The organism is Pseudomonas sp. NPDC086566, assembly GCF_050280885.1.
Classification (GTDB): domain Bacteria; phylum Pseudomonadota; class Gammaproteobacteria; order Pseudomonadales; family Pseudomonadaceae; genus Aquipseudomonas; species Aquipseudomonas vlassakiae.
The window spans coordinates 816,503-831,610 of record NZ_JBNNWD010000001.1; the positions used below are offsets into that span (position 1 = coordinate 816,503).

General features: G+C 62.6%; 12 protein-coding genes. 2 read left to right on the forward strand and 10 right to left on the reverse strand.

Going from position 1 to position 15,108, the window contains the following annotated elements; translation table 11 throughout:
- Nucleotides 1–70: 70 nt before the first annotated feature.
- From ACQKPS_RS03885 to ACQKPS_RS03930, 10 genes are all read right to left on the reverse strand, one after another.
- Entirely contained in the window at nt 71–1,492 is a 1,422-nt protein-coding gene (locus tag ACQKPS_RS03885; protein ID WP_283724562.1) for an undecaprenyl-phosphate glucose phosphotransferase, read from the reverse strand.
- Between the two features lie 185 nt (nt 1,493–1,677).
- On the reverse strand, nt 1,678–2,439 hold the full coding sequence (locus ACQKPS_RS03890) for a WecB/TagA/CpsF family glycosyltransferase (RefSeq protein ID WP_427602816.1): 762 nt from the start codon (nt 2,437–2,439) through the stop codon (nt 1,678–1,680).
- The gene (locus ACQKPS_RS03895; RefSeq protein ID WP_427602818.1) at nt 2,439–3,626 is read right to left on the reverse strand and encodes a glycosyltransferase family 2 protein; all 1,188 of its coding nucleotides are present in this window, start codon (nt 3,624–3,626) and stop codon (nt 2,439–2,441) included. The genes ACQKPS_RS03890 and ACQKPS_RS03895 overlap by 1 nt, the downstream gene beginning before the upstream one ends.
- A complete protein-coding gene (locus tag ACQKPS_RS03900) occupies nt 3,620–4,825 on the reverse strand; it encodes a glycosyltransferase (RefSeq protein ID WP_427602820.1) in 1,206 nt (401 codons plus the stop codon). Before ACQKPS_RS03900 ends, ACQKPS_RS03895 begins: the two co-directional genes overlap by 7 nt.
- A gap of 22 nt (nt 4,826–4,847) precedes the next feature.
- On the reverse strand, nt 4,848–5,795 hold the full coding sequence (locus tag ACQKPS_RS03905) for a DUF535 family protein (protein WP_313202768.1): 948 nt from the start codon (nt 5,793–5,795) through the stop codon (nt 4,848–4,850).
- A 7-nt stretch (nt 5,796–5,802) separates the two neighbouring features.
- The gene (locus ACQKPS_RS03910) at nt 5,803–6,780 is read right to left on the reverse strand and encodes a glycosyltransferase (RefSeq protein WP_427602822.1); all 978 of its coding nucleotides are present in this window, start codon (nt 6,778–6,780) and stop codon (nt 5,803–5,805) included.
- Between the two features lie 28 nt (nt 6,781–6,808).
- Nucleotides 6,809–7,333, reverse strand: a complete 525-nt coding sequence (locus ACQKPS_RS03915) for a serine acetyltransferase (RefSeq protein WP_283724556.1) — start codon at nt 7,331–7,333, stop codon at nt 6,809–6,811.
- Nucleotides 7,334–7,341: 8 nt separating this feature from the next.
- A complete protein-coding gene (locus tag ACQKPS_RS03920) occupies nt 7,342–8,298 on the reverse strand; it encodes a glycosyltransferase family 2 protein (RefSeq protein ID WP_254485321.1) in 957 nt (318 codons plus the stop codon).
- Nucleotides 8,291–8,908: an acyltransferase gene (locus tag ACQKPS_RS03925; RefSeq protein WP_054885425.1), complete on the reverse strand. Its 618-nt coding sequence runs from the start codon at nt 8,906–8,908 to the stop codon at nt 8,291–8,293. Before ACQKPS_RS03925 ends, ACQKPS_RS03920 begins: the two co-directional genes overlap by 8 nt.
- A 121-nt stretch (nt 8,909–9,029) precedes the next feature.
- Nucleotides 9,030–10,493 (reverse strand): FAD-dependent oxidoreductase, encoded by a 1,464-nt coding sequence (locus ACQKPS_RS03930; RefSeq protein WP_427602825.1) that lies wholly within the window; start codon nt 10,491–10,493, stop codon nt 9,030–9,032.
- A 480-nt stretch (nt 10,494–10,973) separates the two neighbouring features.
- On the opposite strand from ACQKPS_RS03930, the gene ACQKPS_RS03935 reads away from it, so the two are divergent.
- Nucleotides 10,974–12,500 (forward strand): O-antigen ligase family protein, encoded by a 1,527-nt coding sequence (locus ACQKPS_RS03935; protein ID WP_283724553.1) that lies wholly within the window; start codon nt 10,974–10,976, stop codon nt 12,498–12,500.
- A 4-nt stretch (nt 12,501–12,504) separates the two neighbouring features.
- Nucleotides 12,505–15,105, forward strand: a complete 2,601-nt coding sequence (locus ACQKPS_RS03940; RefSeq protein ID WP_427602827.1) for a glycosyl hydrolase family 5 — start codon at nt 12,505–12,507, stop codon at nt 15,103–15,105.
- Nucleotides 15,106–15,108 lie beyond the last annotated feature (3 nt).

A 15,108-nucleotide genomic window follows, 5' to 3' on the forward strand; every position in this document is an offset into this window, starting at 1 on the left:
AGCCTGGCGATAGCGGCTCCCCCGGCGGACAAGTTGATTACGCCCCTCCTCACCCCGCTGGACTGCGGCGTCAATAAGCCTGCTTGCCGGTGAAGGCATTGAGGGTTCGTATAAGGATCACGAAGTCGAGCCACAACGACCAGTTGTTGATGTACTCGATGTCCGAGTTGACCCGCTGGATCATCTGCTCGATATCCTTGGTTTCCCCCCGGTACCCGCGTACCTGCGCCAGGCCGGTCATGCCGGGCTTGATGTTGTGGCGGGCGAAGTAATCGACAATGTCCTGAGAGTACAACGTGTCGTGCTGCAAGGCATGGGGACGCGGGCCGACCAGCGACATGTCGCCGGTCAGCACGTTGAACAGCTGCGGCAGCTCATCGAGGCTGGTGCGCCGGATGAACGCCCCGACCCGGGTCAGGCGCGGGTCATTGCGCTGCGCCTGCTCGACCACGCCGTTTTCCGGCTGATGCACATGCATGCTGCGGAATTTCCAGATACGGAACGACTCCCCGGTCCAGCCGGTACGGTCCTGGCGGAAGAACACCGGCCCCGGGCTGTCGAGCTTGATGATCAACGCGACCACCAGCAACACCGGCGAGGCGCAGAGCAGGATGAGCGCGGCCAGCACGCGGTCTTCCAGGTTTTTCAGGAACAGGCTGGTCCCGGTCAGCGGCGTTTCCGACAGGGTCAGCACGGGGATCCCGGCAATTTCACGGACGCTGTGGTTGATCAGGCGCAGCGAGAAGATGTCCGGTACCCAATTGACCGCGATGCACTTGTCGAGCAATTTGAGGTACACGTCCTGAATCACTGCGGACCCACCCAGGGGCGTAACCAGGTAAACCGTGCGGATGCCATGCCGGGCGATGATCTCGTCGAGATCGGCAATACTGCCCAGCACCGGCAGGCGCAGCTTTGCATCCTGCCCCGCGCGGGCCTGATCTTCTTCCTGTTCGACCCAGATACAACCCATCACACGCTCGCCGAACCACGGGTTGTTGCTGATTTTCTGATACAGGAAGTTGGCCAGGTCGCCATTGCCGATGATCAAGGCATTGTCCAGTCGCGCATGTGCGGTGAAGCGCTTTTGCAACTCACGCATGGCCACGTGCAGGAACAACTGGACGATATAGCCGATCACGAATAGTTGAACGACCAGCAACCGTGAATAGGTTTCGCTCTGCTTGGTCAGGAAGGCGATGACCACCAGGAAACAGAACGTCGCCGACCAGGCCTTGAACAGCCGGAAGGCCTTTACCGATAGCCCCACATTGCTGCGGTAGATGGCGTAGTGGTCATAGATGACCGCCAGCGCGCCGATCAGCAGCAGCAGCATGATCACGTAATCTGAGGTGATGTAGCCAAACTGGTCGTAGATCAGGTACCACGCCACGCTGGTGACGGCAATCCCATCAAGGCCGGCTTGAACGGCGTTGCTGACGCTACTTCTTCGCTGGAGCAACGACCGACTGCTTCTGGGTTCGAACACCATCGTTAGGCCTCACTGAACTGTGTGTGGCAAAAGCCTGACCATCACAACGAAGCGATGGAAACTCACCTCAGGTAGCTGAAAAACCTTTGAAAATTCGCAGCACGGCGCCCCGCGTCGATTGATATCACTGTAGCAGTACCCGGCGATTGCTGCGGGGGCTCATCGACCGCCCCGACAGGCAGTATTCAGCTTCGCCGCTGTGCTCGCTGCCCAGGCGCTCTGGCATAAAGCAGCGCACGCAACAGGAACAACGGATTACCCAGCACATAACGGGTAAACAGGCGCTTGGGCTCTTTGAGCAACCTGAACACCCACTCACCGTTCAGGCGGCGCACCCAGGAAGGCGCCCGCGTCACCTTGCCACCCAGGAAGTCAAGAATGGCACCCCCGCAGACGATCAGGCAGGGACCGTCGAGCACGGCCAGGCGAGCGGCGAGTTGTTCCTGCTTGGGCATTCCCATGCCCAGCACGATCAGCGTCGGCTGTTGTGCCTGGGCAAGGCCGAGGTAAGTGTCGAGCTCGGCGAACCCCTCATGCCGTGACACCACGTGCACGCCATACCGCGCTTCGCAGCGTTGCGCGGCCTCGGACAGGAAGGGTTCGCGCGTTCCCCAGAATGCCACGCGCCTGCCATTGAAGGCCGCCAGCAGCTTGGGAATGAAGTCCGTGCCATTCATGTTGAGCCCAGGGGGCTGTCCCAGGCGCCGCAGCAATATCGCCATGCCGGCACCGTCGCGCAGCAGCACGTCAGCGGTCGAGAGTGCCTGGCAGTAATCAGCCTTGCCGGCAACCAGGTTCATGGCATGGGCGTTGACGAACGCCAGTATGGTTGCCCGCTGGGATGAACATAACGTCGCCAGCAGGCGTTGCTCATCCGTTGCATCCTGGACCAGGCGCAGCTTGCCGATGACCGTGTCCCAACGTTGCAACCCTGTCCAATCCCGCATCAGCCGTCATCCCGTTTCGAACGCACCCAGTCGACCTGGCGCTTGAGTAGGAACCCCAGGTACAGGGGGATTTTCCTCGCCGCATAGAACGGCGCGTACAGCAATACCGAGAACGGGATCAGCTCCCGCGAGAAGCGCGCCCACGCCAACAACACAGCGGCTCCGAGCAGGCCCAATGCCAGCGTGGCAAGTAGCGCCGGCAGCAGCACGCCGAACACGCCGAACGCCAGCCAGGTGACCGCGAACAGCACCATCGACAGTAGTGACAACAAGGCCAGCGGCGGCACCAACAGGTCCATGGCCATGCCCAACAGCGGCCAGTTACGTCGCACCAGTGCGTGACCGAGAAGCTTGGGCCCCTCAGCCAGCACCACCCCCAGGTGCCCATGCTCCCAACGCTTGCGCTGGATGTTCAGGCCTTCCTGGCTGGTGGGGAAGTGACTGTTGACGACGGCGTCCGGGCAAAACAATGGCGGTTTTCCCAGCGCGGCACACTCCAGGCCCAGCTTCAGGTCTTCGACCAGGTGCCCGTTCGCCAGGTTGAGGCCCGCCAGGTCTTGCCAGGCAAATGCCATGCCCGCCCCCATCAGTTGGCACGGCATGCCCACCCGAGCCCAGCCCCGTGGGCGCACCAGGTTCTTCACGCGCCAGGCAAAGGCGGCCACCTGCACCTTCAACCCTGCACCGGCAGGCGCATGCATCAGATACAGCGCTTGCGCTGGCCGCGCGTTGTCGACACAACTGTTCGCCAGTTGCTCGAGCGCACCGGCGCCGAGCTGGCAATCGGCATCGATGATGATCAGGACCTCCGGGGGCGACTGACGCAGATGCTGCACGCCGAAGTCCAGCGCGTAGCCCTTGCCACGCCGCTGTTGATCCTGGCGTTCGACCACGTGCGCGCCCGCCGCGCGGGCCAGGTTCGCAGTCTGGTCCGTGCAGTTGTCGGCGACCACCAGCAACTGGTCGCCCTCGCGCAATTGCGGCCTGATGCTGGCCAGCGTGGAGGCGATCAGCGTTGCCTCGTTGTGCGCCGGCACCAGCACCGCCACCCGCGCACGCGCCCCTTGCCGGGCAACCCGCGCAGGCGCAGGCAAACAAGCAAGCACCACCTGGGTAAACAGCACCAGTGTCGGCACCAGGACCAGCAGTACCGCCAGGCCCAGCAATCCGCTCAACAGGTTCAGCATGCAGGCACCTTGAAATGGCGGGTTAACCGGGCTGCTTCGGTGTCGATGTCGTGGCGCTCGAGCACGCGCCGGCAAGCAGCCTCGCCCATGCGTTGCAGCACCTCCACCGGTTGCTGCAGGCAGTCGAGCATGGCCTCGGTCAACGCCTCGACGCAACCTGCCGGGAACAACCAGCCATTGTCACCCTGGCAGACCAGTTCGGGAATGCCTGCCACGTAGGTGGTAAGGACCGGCCGACGCAACGCCATGGCCTCCATGATGACCACCGGCAAACCCTCAGCAAAGCTGGGTAGCACCAAGGCACGCGCGGCGAGGATTTCGTCGCGGACCTGCGCGCTGCTGATCCAGCCCGTGATACGCACCTGCGCCTGCAAGCCGTGGCGGGCGATCAGCGCCTCGATCGGGCCGCGCATCTCTCCATCGCCAGCCAGCACCAGCTTGAAGTCCACGCCCCGGCTCGCCAGAGCGCGGGCCGCCTCGACCAGCAGCAACTGGCCTTTCTGCTCGCACAGCCGCCCCACGCACACCAGCCGGGGCGCAGCGGGTGGCGCCGTTGCAGCCCCCTCGTGGAAGCTGCGCTCCAGGCCACAATGCACGACCTTGACCTTGTGCCAATGCTCATGGGCCACCCAGCGATACAACTGGCTGCGACCGAAAGAGCTGACAGCCGCCACGAAAGCGGCCCGGCGCACCTTCTCGCCCAGGTGCAGGATCTGCGCCTTGTCGAACTCTTCCGGCCCATGCACGGTGAAGCTGTAGGCCGGCCCGCCGAGGGCATTGGCCAGCATCACCACCTCGGTCGAGTTGGTGCCGAAATGCGCATGCACATGTTCCGCAGCGGATGCCTGCAGCCATTGCAGCAAACGGCATGCTTCGGCCAGGTAGACCACGTGGTAGGGCCATGGGCGATCAGCGCGCCAGCCCAGGCGAAGCGCCAGGCGCAGTGCGCCAAGAAAACGCTTGGGATGTGCCCGCACGACGTCGAACAGCGGCCTCAGCAACCCCTTCAACCCTGCTTCCAGCACATAGCGGGTCTTGCGCCGTTCGGCCAGGTCTTCAGGGTCGTGCAATTCGGCATCCCAGCCCCGCAGGGCGATGCGCTGAACCTCGATGCCCTGGCGCTCCAGCGCCAGTATTTCGCGGCGGATGAAACTGTGACTGACCTTGGGATACTGATTGATGAAATAAGCGATACGCATAGAGCCCCGAATCTGTGTCCGTTTACGGGATGACCAGGTCTGCCCTGGCCTGCGGCACCGGGCTGCTGGCCAAGGCGGCCTGTATCTGGCCAAACACGTCATCCAGCAACGCATGGCGCCTGCGATACATGGCCCGTTTCTTCGCTGCAACGTCCTCTGCCGCGCGTTGTGCGGGGGCCAAGGGAATGCTGAAGAAGTCCTCGCGGTCCGATGGCCCGGCGCCATTTTCCTGCCAGATGACATCGTAGTTGGCCGCCAGGTCCTCGTGCTTTTCGGCACCAAAATAGGGGTGGCGATGGTGGCGGTATTGGTCCCCCACCGCGTAGATACGCCCGGCCCCCACCGTCCTCGCCACGCATTTGATCGCCTCGATCAGCAGGCTCCTGGGGCGCAAGCCTTCGAAACTCTTGGTCAGCTCCCGGTAGATGGTCAGCGAGGTGTCGCTGTCCACGCCCTTGTGGATGCCCTGCACTGCGCCGATATACAGGCACAGGCCCGCCGCTTCCCGGCACAGGGTAAAGGCGAGCGAAGCCACCCGCAGATCGCCCTGGAACAGGTTGACCACCAGCTCGCCTTCGCGCTGAAACCAGATCGGCCGGTCGAGCACCAGGCTGCAGCCGCTGGCGTATGCCGACAGGTCGCACAGCTGCCGACGCTCGTCACGTCGCAACATCAGCAACGGGGCACAGTGCGCGGCGACCACTTCATAGTGCGACGCCACCGCTTCGAGCCGCTGTGGGGCGCTCCAGCACTTGCTGATATAAGGCCACTGCACCACGCCAATGCAGTCGACGCCCAACCGCTCGAAACGCTCCTGGCCCAGTGCCCGCGACATGCGCTGGGCGAACGCCTGCAGGCCAGACCACTCCCGGGCCATCGCTACCGTCAGCTTGAACTTGTTATTGAGCGCGCGCAGCGAATAGCCGGGCTGCAAGGTGAGCACGCTCCTGGCCAGCGATCTGAACGTCATCGTCATGTCATTTGTACTCGATCAGCAGCGCCTTGCCGGCCGCATACCTGTTCAGCAGGAACTTCGCCTGGCCGAGCATTTCCGGGAACTTGCCCAGCACCAGGAACACCGCCTGCCACCAGTTCTCCCGCGTCGAGCGCCCGCCCCGGCGGGCCAAGCGCAGGATCTGCAACGGATAGACCAGCAACAACCACAGCCCCCAGCCGCCCGACAGCAGGCTCACCGCCAGGATCGCCAGTGGCAGGTTCAGGCCCCACAACCAGGCGCGGCGTGACTCGCGCAGCCAATGGCGCTCCGGCGTCTGCCCATGCAGGTAGGCGCCTTCGGCATAGGCATAACCGGCACGCAGGCTTCGCCGCCACCATTGCCCGAACCGGGTCATGGCGGCATCGTGCAGGGTCATTTCATCGGCCAGGCGCCAGACCTTCCAGCCCCGTGCGCGCAAGCGCACGCACAGCTCCGGCTCTTCACCGGCAATCAGTTCCGGGCGAAAACCGGACACCGCCATGAAGGCATCGACACGCATCAGAGCATCACCCCCGCAGGCCTTGGCTTCGCCCACGGGGGTATCCCATTCGAGGTCGCACAGCAGGTTGTACACCGAACGCTGGGGGAAGCGTTCGCGACGGCGGCCACACACCACTGCCACGTCAGGGTGCTGGTCGAGAAACGCCTGGGCCTTGCCCAGCCAGCCGGCATCCACTTCACAGTCACCGTCGACAAACTGCACATGACGTATGCCGGGCACGATGCCTTGCAGGCAGGCAAAACCTTCATTGCGGGCGCGGGCGGCGGTAAAGGGTTGCGTCATGTCCAGCGCCACCACTTCAACGCCCAGCCGATTCGCCAGCTGAACCGAGCCATCGGAGGAACCGGAATCCACATACACCAGCTGATCCGCACGCCCCATCAGCGACAACAGGCAGCGCTCCAGGCGCTGGCCTTCGTTACGGCCGATCACCACCACTCCAATGCCTGTGTCCATGGGCGTCACTCGTCAGCTGCGGGCTAGGTCATGTGTACTGCATCGCATCACTGTGCTTGCGTGTCTTGATGGTCGCGGGTACCCCTACTGCCAGGCAATCGTCTGGCACATCGATCAGCACCACCGCGTTCGAGCCTATCGCCACGTTGTTACCGATGCGTATATTGCCCAGCACCTTGGCGCCAGCGCCGATGTCCACGTTGTTGCCGAACACCGGTGCAATGGGCTCGTCGACATTCTTCAGGCCTACCACCACGCCGTTGCGGATCCGGCAATCGTCGCCAAAACGCGCATAGCCACTGATGACGATGCCGCCGAAGTGGTCGATGACGAAGTTGCGGCCAATCACCACCTCGCAGGGCAGCTCGACCCCGGTGATGATCTGCACGAACTTGAACAGCACCTTGTAGACCAAGGAGCACAGTTTGCGCAGCAAGGCCGGGCGCACGCCATAACGCCAGCGGCCAAAGCGGTAGACAAGCAGTACCCAGAATCCCTGGGCACCCCAGTCACCCCCATGAGCGCGCAAGTCTGCACGAATGTTATCGAACATGGTTTCACCTACCGTGTGGGTTGGCTGGCAAACTGGGTCTTGAACAACAGTGACCAGGTGGCGCGGGTATGCCGCCAGCACGCCTTGATCGCGGCCAGGCCGCGGCCCTTGAGCAATGCCTTGAGCGCCAGCACCAGGTCGCCCAGGCTCACCAGCAGCATGTGCAAGGCCAGCCCCGCTGCGCCGTGATGCTTGCGGAAGTACAACAGTTCACTTTCGATCTGGTAGCCGGAGATCTGCCGGCTCGCCGCTTCCAGTTCAGCCACCGATTTGGAGCTTTCTCCGCCGATGTGCACCACGGTGGTATGGGGGAAATACACCACTTTCCAGCCGGCCGCCTTCACCCGCTTGCAGTGATCGACCTCCTCGTAATAAAGGAAATAGCGCGGGTCGAACAGGCCTACCTGATCCAGCACTTCACGGCGCACCAGGTAGAAGCAGCCGGGAAGCCAGTCACACTCGCGCACCGAGGCGTGGTCCCAGTCCATTTCATCGACCATTTTCAGCCCAGGGAAGAAGCGCTCAAGCCCGGTGCGCCCGACGAACACGTTCAAGGGGGTCGGGAAATAGCGACAGCTCGGCTGCAGGTCGCCCTCGCGGCCCACCAGGCGCACACCCAGAATGCCGCACTCCGGGTGTGCTTCCATGTAGTCGATGGTTTTCTGCAGGCTGTCGCTGGCCACAAAGGCGTCGGTGTTGAGCAGCAGCGCGTACTTGCCCTGCAAGTGCGCCAGCAACTGGTTGTTGGCGCGGCCGAAGCCGACATTGAGTCTATTGCTCAGCAACAAGGCTTGCGGGCAGACCTTGCCCAGACGCTCCACAGAATCGTCAACCGAGGCATTGTCCACCACCAGGTAGCGGGCCAATGCCTCACCCCCTGCGGCGCGCAGTGCATCGAACATCGGTTGCAGCAACGCTGCGGTGTTGAAGTTGACCACCATCACGTCGACAGGCTTGTTATCCATTGCTGCCGTCCCCGAAGAAATAGCGACGCCTGTGCATCGCCAGGGTTGACTCCAGCGATGGGTCGAAGGAGCCTTTGCGTTGCTTGATCAGGTCTATCCAGGGGTAGGCGTTGCAGCGCGCTTCGACCCGCTTGATCAGGTCTTCAGTGGTGCAGATGAACTTGGCCGGGTTGCCGCCGACCACCGTCCCGGGCGCTACGTCTTTGGTCACCACGGCACCGGCAGCCACCACCGCATCTGGCCCGATGGTCACCCGCGGCATGACGATTGCGCCGTGGCCTACGAAACTGTTGTCCTTGACGTCGATGACACCGACCGAGTCGAGCTTTCTGCCATAGCAGAGTTCGATCAGCGCCACGACGCCGTCATGGCCGATCAAGGTGCAGTCGGACAAACCGACGTTATTGCCGATGCGTACCAGGGCCGGGTCGGTGACGTTACAACCCACATTCATGTGAAAGTTGCTGCCCACCGAATAGAACTTGCCCCATCGATGCTGAAACTCGCCCCACTGCCGCGGTGTGGGTTTACAGAGTTTCAGGTAGGCCGTCACGCCCCGCCCGGTGGTGTTGGCATAATGCGCCACGGCACTGCGTATCCATCCAAACATATGGCAAGCCTCGCAAATCAAGCGACCCTGGACTGTCCCTGAGGCGAACAAGGTCTCGTTCTTGTGAGTGTTGACCCTGTTGCACTCAACCCTTACACACCGCTACTTCAGTTCAACAGGCTCAGGCCGCCGCCTTTGCCGCGAGCATTTTCTCGTTGAGGTGGTCGGCCAGCCTCAAGGCGAATTGCAGCAGTGGCATGGTCGGGTTCGAAGCCCCGCCGGTGGCGAACACGCTGCTGCCGGCAACATAGAGGTTTTCAATGCCAAACACCTTGCAGTTGGTATCCACCACCCCGTCCTTGGCATTGGCCGCCATCCGCGTGGTGCCCATGTGATGCGCATGCGGTGACAACCTCAGCGGCAGGCTGGTGTCGTAGACGTAGTCGTTCAGCTTGACGAAACCCAGGCCCATTTCTGCGAACTGCTTGGCCAGTTCACTGCCGATGCACTTGATCGTGTGCCGGTCGCTGGCGCTCAGTACCCAGTTGACGTTGACCTTGGCTACCCCCAGCTCGTCCTGTTCGTCCAGCAGCGATATACGGCTCTGCACGTTGGGGAACTGCTCGATCAGCGTGCTGATCACGCCATCACCGGGGCAGCTGAACTTGGCAACGAATTCGATCTTGCTGGCCACGCCCATTTCGCAGGCCAGGTTTTCCAGGAAGTACTTCACCTCAGCCGTGCGCCCGTAGGTGCGCACATCGGCCAGCACAGACGCCAGGACATTGCCTTTACCGGCGTGATACTCGGCGACGAAGGCATCGGTAGTGAAATACTGGCGCGGCTCGGTGTCTTCCCCACTGCGCAGCACGAAGGTACCCATGTCGATATTCAGATGCTCCATGAAGCACCGCCCGACCAGCCCGTCCTTGTGCACCACGCCGGCCTGCACCAGCGACTGGCTGTTGAGCAGTTGCCTGGCGTTTTCAATGGCGCCCATGGCGAGGATGTAATTGCGCGCGGTGACAGGCTGGCGCTTGCCGTCGTAGTCGGAAACCTGCACGGCCTTGAGCTGCCCAGCGGACTGATCGAACAGCAGGTCGACACAGTTGCAATTGATGAACACATCCAGCCCGGGCGTTTCGTTGAGCGCCGTGGCGTACTTTTGGGCGAAACGCGTTGGCGGGCTGAGCAAAAAGCGGTCGGCATCGAAATCGCCGCCGTTGAGGCCAGTATTCACCGCGCGAAATTCCGCACCCTGAGGCAGATCGACGATCTCCATGGCGCCCGGCAGATAGCGTTCGACCTCCGAATAGGGAATTGGCCACCCTGGCATATCGACGGGCGGTGGCACGGCAAAATCAGACGCAGTGAAGGGCCGGCAGCGGCCCATCCAGTGATTGGAGGTGCCGCCAAGGTAACGCAGGCGGGCTTCCCCGGGATACAGCTCGAGGCCAGTGGAGGTGCACTTGTACAACGCCTGCGAGCGCGGCGTGTATTCGCGCCCGCCACCTTCCAGCAACGCCACGCTCCAGCCGGCCGCGGCCAGGCGCAATGCCAGGGTGATCCCCGCAGGGCCTGCTCCCAGGATGCAGAAATCGTAGGCGTTTCGCAGGCTTTTGTCGGCGTCGTAATCCTTGATCATGAGCGTCCGTCCTGGAAGTATCCGACCGGCAATACCCAACCATTGATGATGACGAAACCGCCCTTGGGCTCAGGGTTGCGCGCTGCCTTGGCGGTGGCGCAAGCACCGAACACGGCCGCCCCGGCACTCAACAGGACACAACTGCGAACAAAGCTTCTGCGCCCCAGCGAAGAACTACAAAACTGCAGCTTCCCCATGATCACAGCCCCATACCGTTGATTTTATTATGCCCCGGGCACTGCGACGGGCCTTGTCGGGCGACCATCAGGATCAATCGAAAACACGCGTCAACAAGGCACCCCTATCGCAATCATAGGCATAACCAACGCCATACGCCTGTGCTGGAATGTTCGCATCGCCACGACTGCAATCGACTGCATGACTTCAATCTCTGACCGAATGGCTAGAAGTCACTATAGTTTCATTTAGCCACGATGCTAGCCTCCATCCAGCCCACCGAGGGATAGGTGCCTACAGCCCATGCCAGAACATTTGCGAGCCCTGGTCGTCATTCTGCTTGTGGCCAGTGTGGTTTTCTTCATGGCCCGCCGTCCGGCGGCCGATCTGATCGCCGTTGCGGACTTCAAACGGCGCCGCAACTTATGGTTCACCCTGACATTGATGGCGTTCTTCGCCCACAGTTTCTGGGTGTATGCCGCAGCCGCCACGGTCATCCTGCTGGTCGCCAGGCGGCGTGAGCATAACCCGCTGGCGCTGTTTTTCATGCTGTTGTTCCTGATCCCGCCGGCCATGACCGAAATCCCCGGTTTTGGCGTGATCAACTACCTGTTCGACATCAATCACCAACGGGTACTGACCCTTTGCGTACTGCTGCCGGCGGCGCTGGTGCTGAGCCGGCAAAGCGAGAGCGTTCGCTTCGGCCGGCTGTTGCCCGACAAGCTGCTGCTGGCCAGCCTGGTACTGACCAGCGTGCTGGCGCTACGCGAGACGACGGTCACCGACACGCTGCGCCAGGTGTTGAGCCTGTACATCGATGTGTTTCTGCCCTACTACGTGGCCAGCCGTGGCTTGCGCGAACTCAATGACTTCAAGGACGCCATGCTCGCCTTCGTCCTGGTTGGCTTCCTTTTGGCGCTGCTCGGGGTCGCCGAGTATGTCCGCCACTGGCTGCTGTACAACGCCCTGCTCGATGCCCTGGGGCTGCAATGGGACATGAAGGCCTACCTGAGCCGTGGAGGCTCGCTGCGTGCCAGTGTCACCACCGGCCAGGCCATCGTGCTCGGCTACGTGATGGCGGTGGCCGTCGGTTTGTTCCTGTTCGTCCAGCACTTCGTGCAACGGCCTGCGCACCGCTACCTGGGCGCCCTGCTCCTGGCTGCCGGGCTGTTTGCGCCACTTTCGCGCGGCCCCTGGATCGGCGCCGGGGTGATCGTGGTGGTGTTCATCGCAATGGGCCGGCACGCGGTCTCACGCCTGGCATTGCTGGCCCTGGCCGGGGTATTGAGCATACCGCTGCTGAGCGTCATGCCCGGTGGCGACAAGATACTCGACCTGCTGCCCTTCATCGGCAAGGTGGACACCGAGAACATCACCTACCGCCAGCGCCTGCTCGACAATTCGTGGATCGTCATCCAGCGCAACCCGCTGTTCGGCTCCTTCGATTACCGCAGCACGCCGGAAATGCAATCGATGATCCAGGGCGAAGGGATCATCGACATCGTCAACACCTACGTCGGCCTGGCCCTGCGCATCGGCCTGGTGGGGCTGGGGCTGTTCCTGGGCTTTTTCGCCTGCATCCTGCTGGGTATCTACCGGGCGCTGCGCACGGTCAGTGACGACGCTGACCCGTACCGCCTGCTGGGGCGTGTGTTGCTGGCGACCTTGCTGGGGATCCTGGTCACGATTTTCACCGTCAGCAGCATCACCGTCATCCCGATCGTGTACTGGTCGATTGCCGGGCTCAGCGTCGCCTACATACAGATGATGCGCCGACAGGCCATTGAAGAGCCCCGCCAGGTGACCACCATCAGCCTTCAACCGAGGTAGTTCGATGCCCAGCCTTGCCCTGTGTACATGGACCCGCACATCGCTGCTGGTCGGCCTGCTGGCATTGCCACTGGGCGCCTCGGCATCCGAATGGGTGGTGCGAGTCGACGAACAGAACGGCCTGCCCACACTGACCCACGGGGGCGGCCCGGCGTTCGTGCCCAGTTTTGATTTCTGGGGCGCGAACTGGGGCTGGACCGGGTTCTATCCGACGCTCAAGGTCGATGGCCCCTACCGCTACACGCTGAGCGGCACCAACAAGGACCTGGACTTCGACCTCAAGGCCGACATCCAGAAGCCCAAGCCACAAACCCTCACCTGGGACTTCGACCTGCAGGCGCACAGCCGGCAGAGCAACGTGATGGGCGGCGGTATCGTCTGGCGCTTCGACCCCACCCTGATTGCCGGGGAAATGGGCGACCCGGTGCTGTTGCCCGATAATCGCGGCTGGGCGTGGGGCAAGAATCCCCAAGGGCCCCGCGTCGAAATGCGCTTCGATCCACCGCTGGCCAAGGTCTATTTCGAACGCGGCAACACCGACCAGGTGCGCACCTTCTTCTACACCGACCCGATCAAGCCTGGGCAACAGCAGATCAAGGCACAACTGAGCGTGACCGGGGATATCACCATCGGCCAGACCGCCACGGAACGCTTCGGCATGAGCGACCCCGACGCGTGGCCGGATGACCAGCTCGACTGGCGCACCTCGCCGGTTGACCTGTCGTTCCTCAACACACCGGAGAAACCGGCCGGCAAACGCGGCTTCGTCAAGGCCGAAGGTGAGCAGCTTGTGTTTGCCGACGGCACAGCGGTACGCTTCTGGGGGACCAACCTGTCGGCCTATTCGCTGTTCCGTACGCCCGACGAGGAAATCAGGCTGCAGGCCAAGCGCCTGTCGGCACTCGGTTTCAACCTCGTGCGCCTGCACCATCACGACTCCCCTTGGGTGACCCCCAACATCTTCGGCGACCTGCAGCAGATCAAGGACACGCAAACGCTCAGCGCCGAGTCGCTGAAAAAGATCGACCTGTGGATCAAGAGCCTCAAGGACGAAGGCATCTATGTCTGGCTCGACCTGCATGTGTCGCGGCCAGTCACGGCCGCTGACAACATCTACGGCTTCGATGAGTTGCCCAAGGACCATGGTGTCGCCGGCCTCAAGGGCTACCTGTTCGTCAACGCCAGCATGCAGCAGGCCTTGAAGCGCTTTGCCGAACAGTACCTGACCCACGTCAACAGCTACACCGGGCTGGCCTACAAGGATGACCCGGCGATTGCCGCCGTGCTGATCACCAATGAGAACGACGTCACCCACCACTTCGGCAACGCGCTGCTACCCGACAAGGATGTACCCAAACACAGCAAGCTCTACATGGACCAGGCCAAGGCCTTTGCCGAGCGCCATGACCTGCCCGCAGACAAGACCTGGCGTGCCTGGGAGCATGGCCCTTCGAAGCTGTTCCTCAACGACCTGGAGCAGCGGTTCTATGCCGATATGATCGCTTACCTGCGCACGCTGGGCGTCAAGGTGCCGATCGCCACCACCAGCACCTGGGGCCTCAATGGCTTGTCCTCGCTGCCTGCACTGACGGCCGGCGACGTGGTCGACGTCCACAGTTACGGCGGCCTCGGCCAGCTGGAGAAGAACCCGCTGAGCAGCGACGGCATGATCAACTGGCTGGGTGCGGCGCAAGTACTGGGCAAGCCGATGACGGTCACCGAGTGGAATGCCGAACCCTTCCCTCTGCCCGACCGCCACACGCTGCCGCTTTACGTGGCCGGCACTGGCAGCCACCAGGGTTGGGACGCGATCATGCAGTACGCCTACAGTCAGCAGGCGTTCTTCGAGCAATGGCGCCGGGCCGACAACTGGAACGCCTACAACGACCCGGGGCTGATCGCCACCCTCCCCGCCGCCGCGCTGTTGTATCGGCGCCAGGACGTGCACCAGGCCAAGACCCGCTACGTCTTTGCGCCCACCGCAGAACTGCTGTTCAACCAGGACATCTCGCCGGCCAATTCGGTGATGTTGCGCACAGCCATGGAAAAAGGCCGACTGCAGATCGCCATGCCGCAAACCCCGCAGTTGCCGTGGCTGCAGGCCGGCGCGCTGCCGGCCGACGCACAGGTGCTGAAAGACCCCGGGCAGTCACTGATCGATGCCAATGCCAGCGAAGCCATAAGCGACAGTGGCGAGCTGCGCCACAACTGGCAGCAAGGCCTCTACACCATCGATACGCCCATGACCCAAGCGGCGAGCGGCTGGCTGGGCGGCCAGTCGCTCAGCGTCGGCGACATTCAGGTCCAGCTGAAAACCGGCTATGCCAGTGTCGTGGTACAGAGCCTGGACAACAAGCCGCTTGCCCGGTCGCGCAGCCTGCTCATTTCACTGGGCAGTCGCGCCATCCCCAGGCCCGAAGACGTCACGCCGTTCCGTGTCGAACCGCTCGACGGCAGCCTGAGCATCAAGGCGCCGCCGGGCCTGAAACTCTATAGCCGCAGCAGCGATGGCAAGGAAAATGCCTTGCCGGTGAGCTACAAGGATGGGCGCTACCTGATCACGTTCGATGGCCAGCACATGGCCAACTGGCTGTTCTTGAAATAGGGC

What these genes read in the sequence shown, in the direction of transcription:
- ACQKPS_RS03885 (WP_283724562.1), bottom strand. Translation starts at nt 1,492, where the DNA reads ATGGTGTTCGAACCCAGAAGCAGTCGGTCGTTGCTCCAGCGAAGAAGT.
- ACQKPS_RS03890 (WP_427602816.1), bottom strand. Translation starts at nt 2,439, where the DNA reads ATGCGGGATTGGACAGGGTTGCAACGTTGGGACACGGTCATCGGCAAG.
- ACQKPS_RS03895 (WP_427602818.1), bottom strand. Translation starts at nt 3,626, where the DNA reads ATGCTGAACCTGTTGAGCGGATTGCTGGGCCTGGCGGTACTGCTGGTC.
- ACQKPS_RS03900 (WP_427602820.1), bottom strand. Translation starts at nt 4,825, where the DNA reads ATGCGTATCGCTTATTTCATCAATCAGTATCCCAAGGTCAGTCACAGT.
- ACQKPS_RS03905 (WP_313202768.1), bottom strand. Translation starts at nt 5,795, where the DNA reads ATGACGTTCAGATCGCTGGCCAGGAGCGTGCTCACCTTGCAGCCCGGC.
- ACQKPS_RS03910 (WP_427602822.1), bottom strand. Translation starts at nt 6,780, where the DNA reads ATGGACACAGGCATTGGAGTGGTGGTGATCGGCCGTAACGAAGGCCAG.
- ACQKPS_RS03915 (WP_283724556.1), bottom strand. Translation starts at nt 7,333, where the DNA reads ATGTTCGATAACATTCGTGCAGACTTGCGCGCTCATGGGGGTGACTGG.
- ACQKPS_RS03920 (WP_254485321.1), bottom strand. Translation starts at nt 8,298, where the DNA reads ATGGATAACAAGCCTGTCGACGTGATGGTGGTCAACTTCAACACCGCA.
- ACQKPS_RS03925 (WP_054885425.1), bottom strand. Translation starts at nt 8,908, where the DNA reads ATGTTTGGATGGATACGCAGTGCCGTGGCGCATTATGCCAACACCACC.
- ACQKPS_RS03930 (WP_427602825.1), bottom strand. Translation starts at nt 10,493, where the DNA reads ATGATCAAGGATTACGACGCCGACAAAAGCCTGCGAAACGCCTACGAT.
- ACQKPS_RS03935 (WP_283724553.1), top strand. Translation starts at nt 10,974, where the DNA reads ATGCCAGAACATTTGCGAGCCCTGGTCGTCATTCTGCTTGTGGCCAGT.
- ACQKPS_RS03940 (WP_427602827.1), top strand. Translation starts at nt 12,505, where the DNA reads ATGCCCAGCCTTGCCCTGTGTACATGGACCCGCACATCGCTGCTGGTC.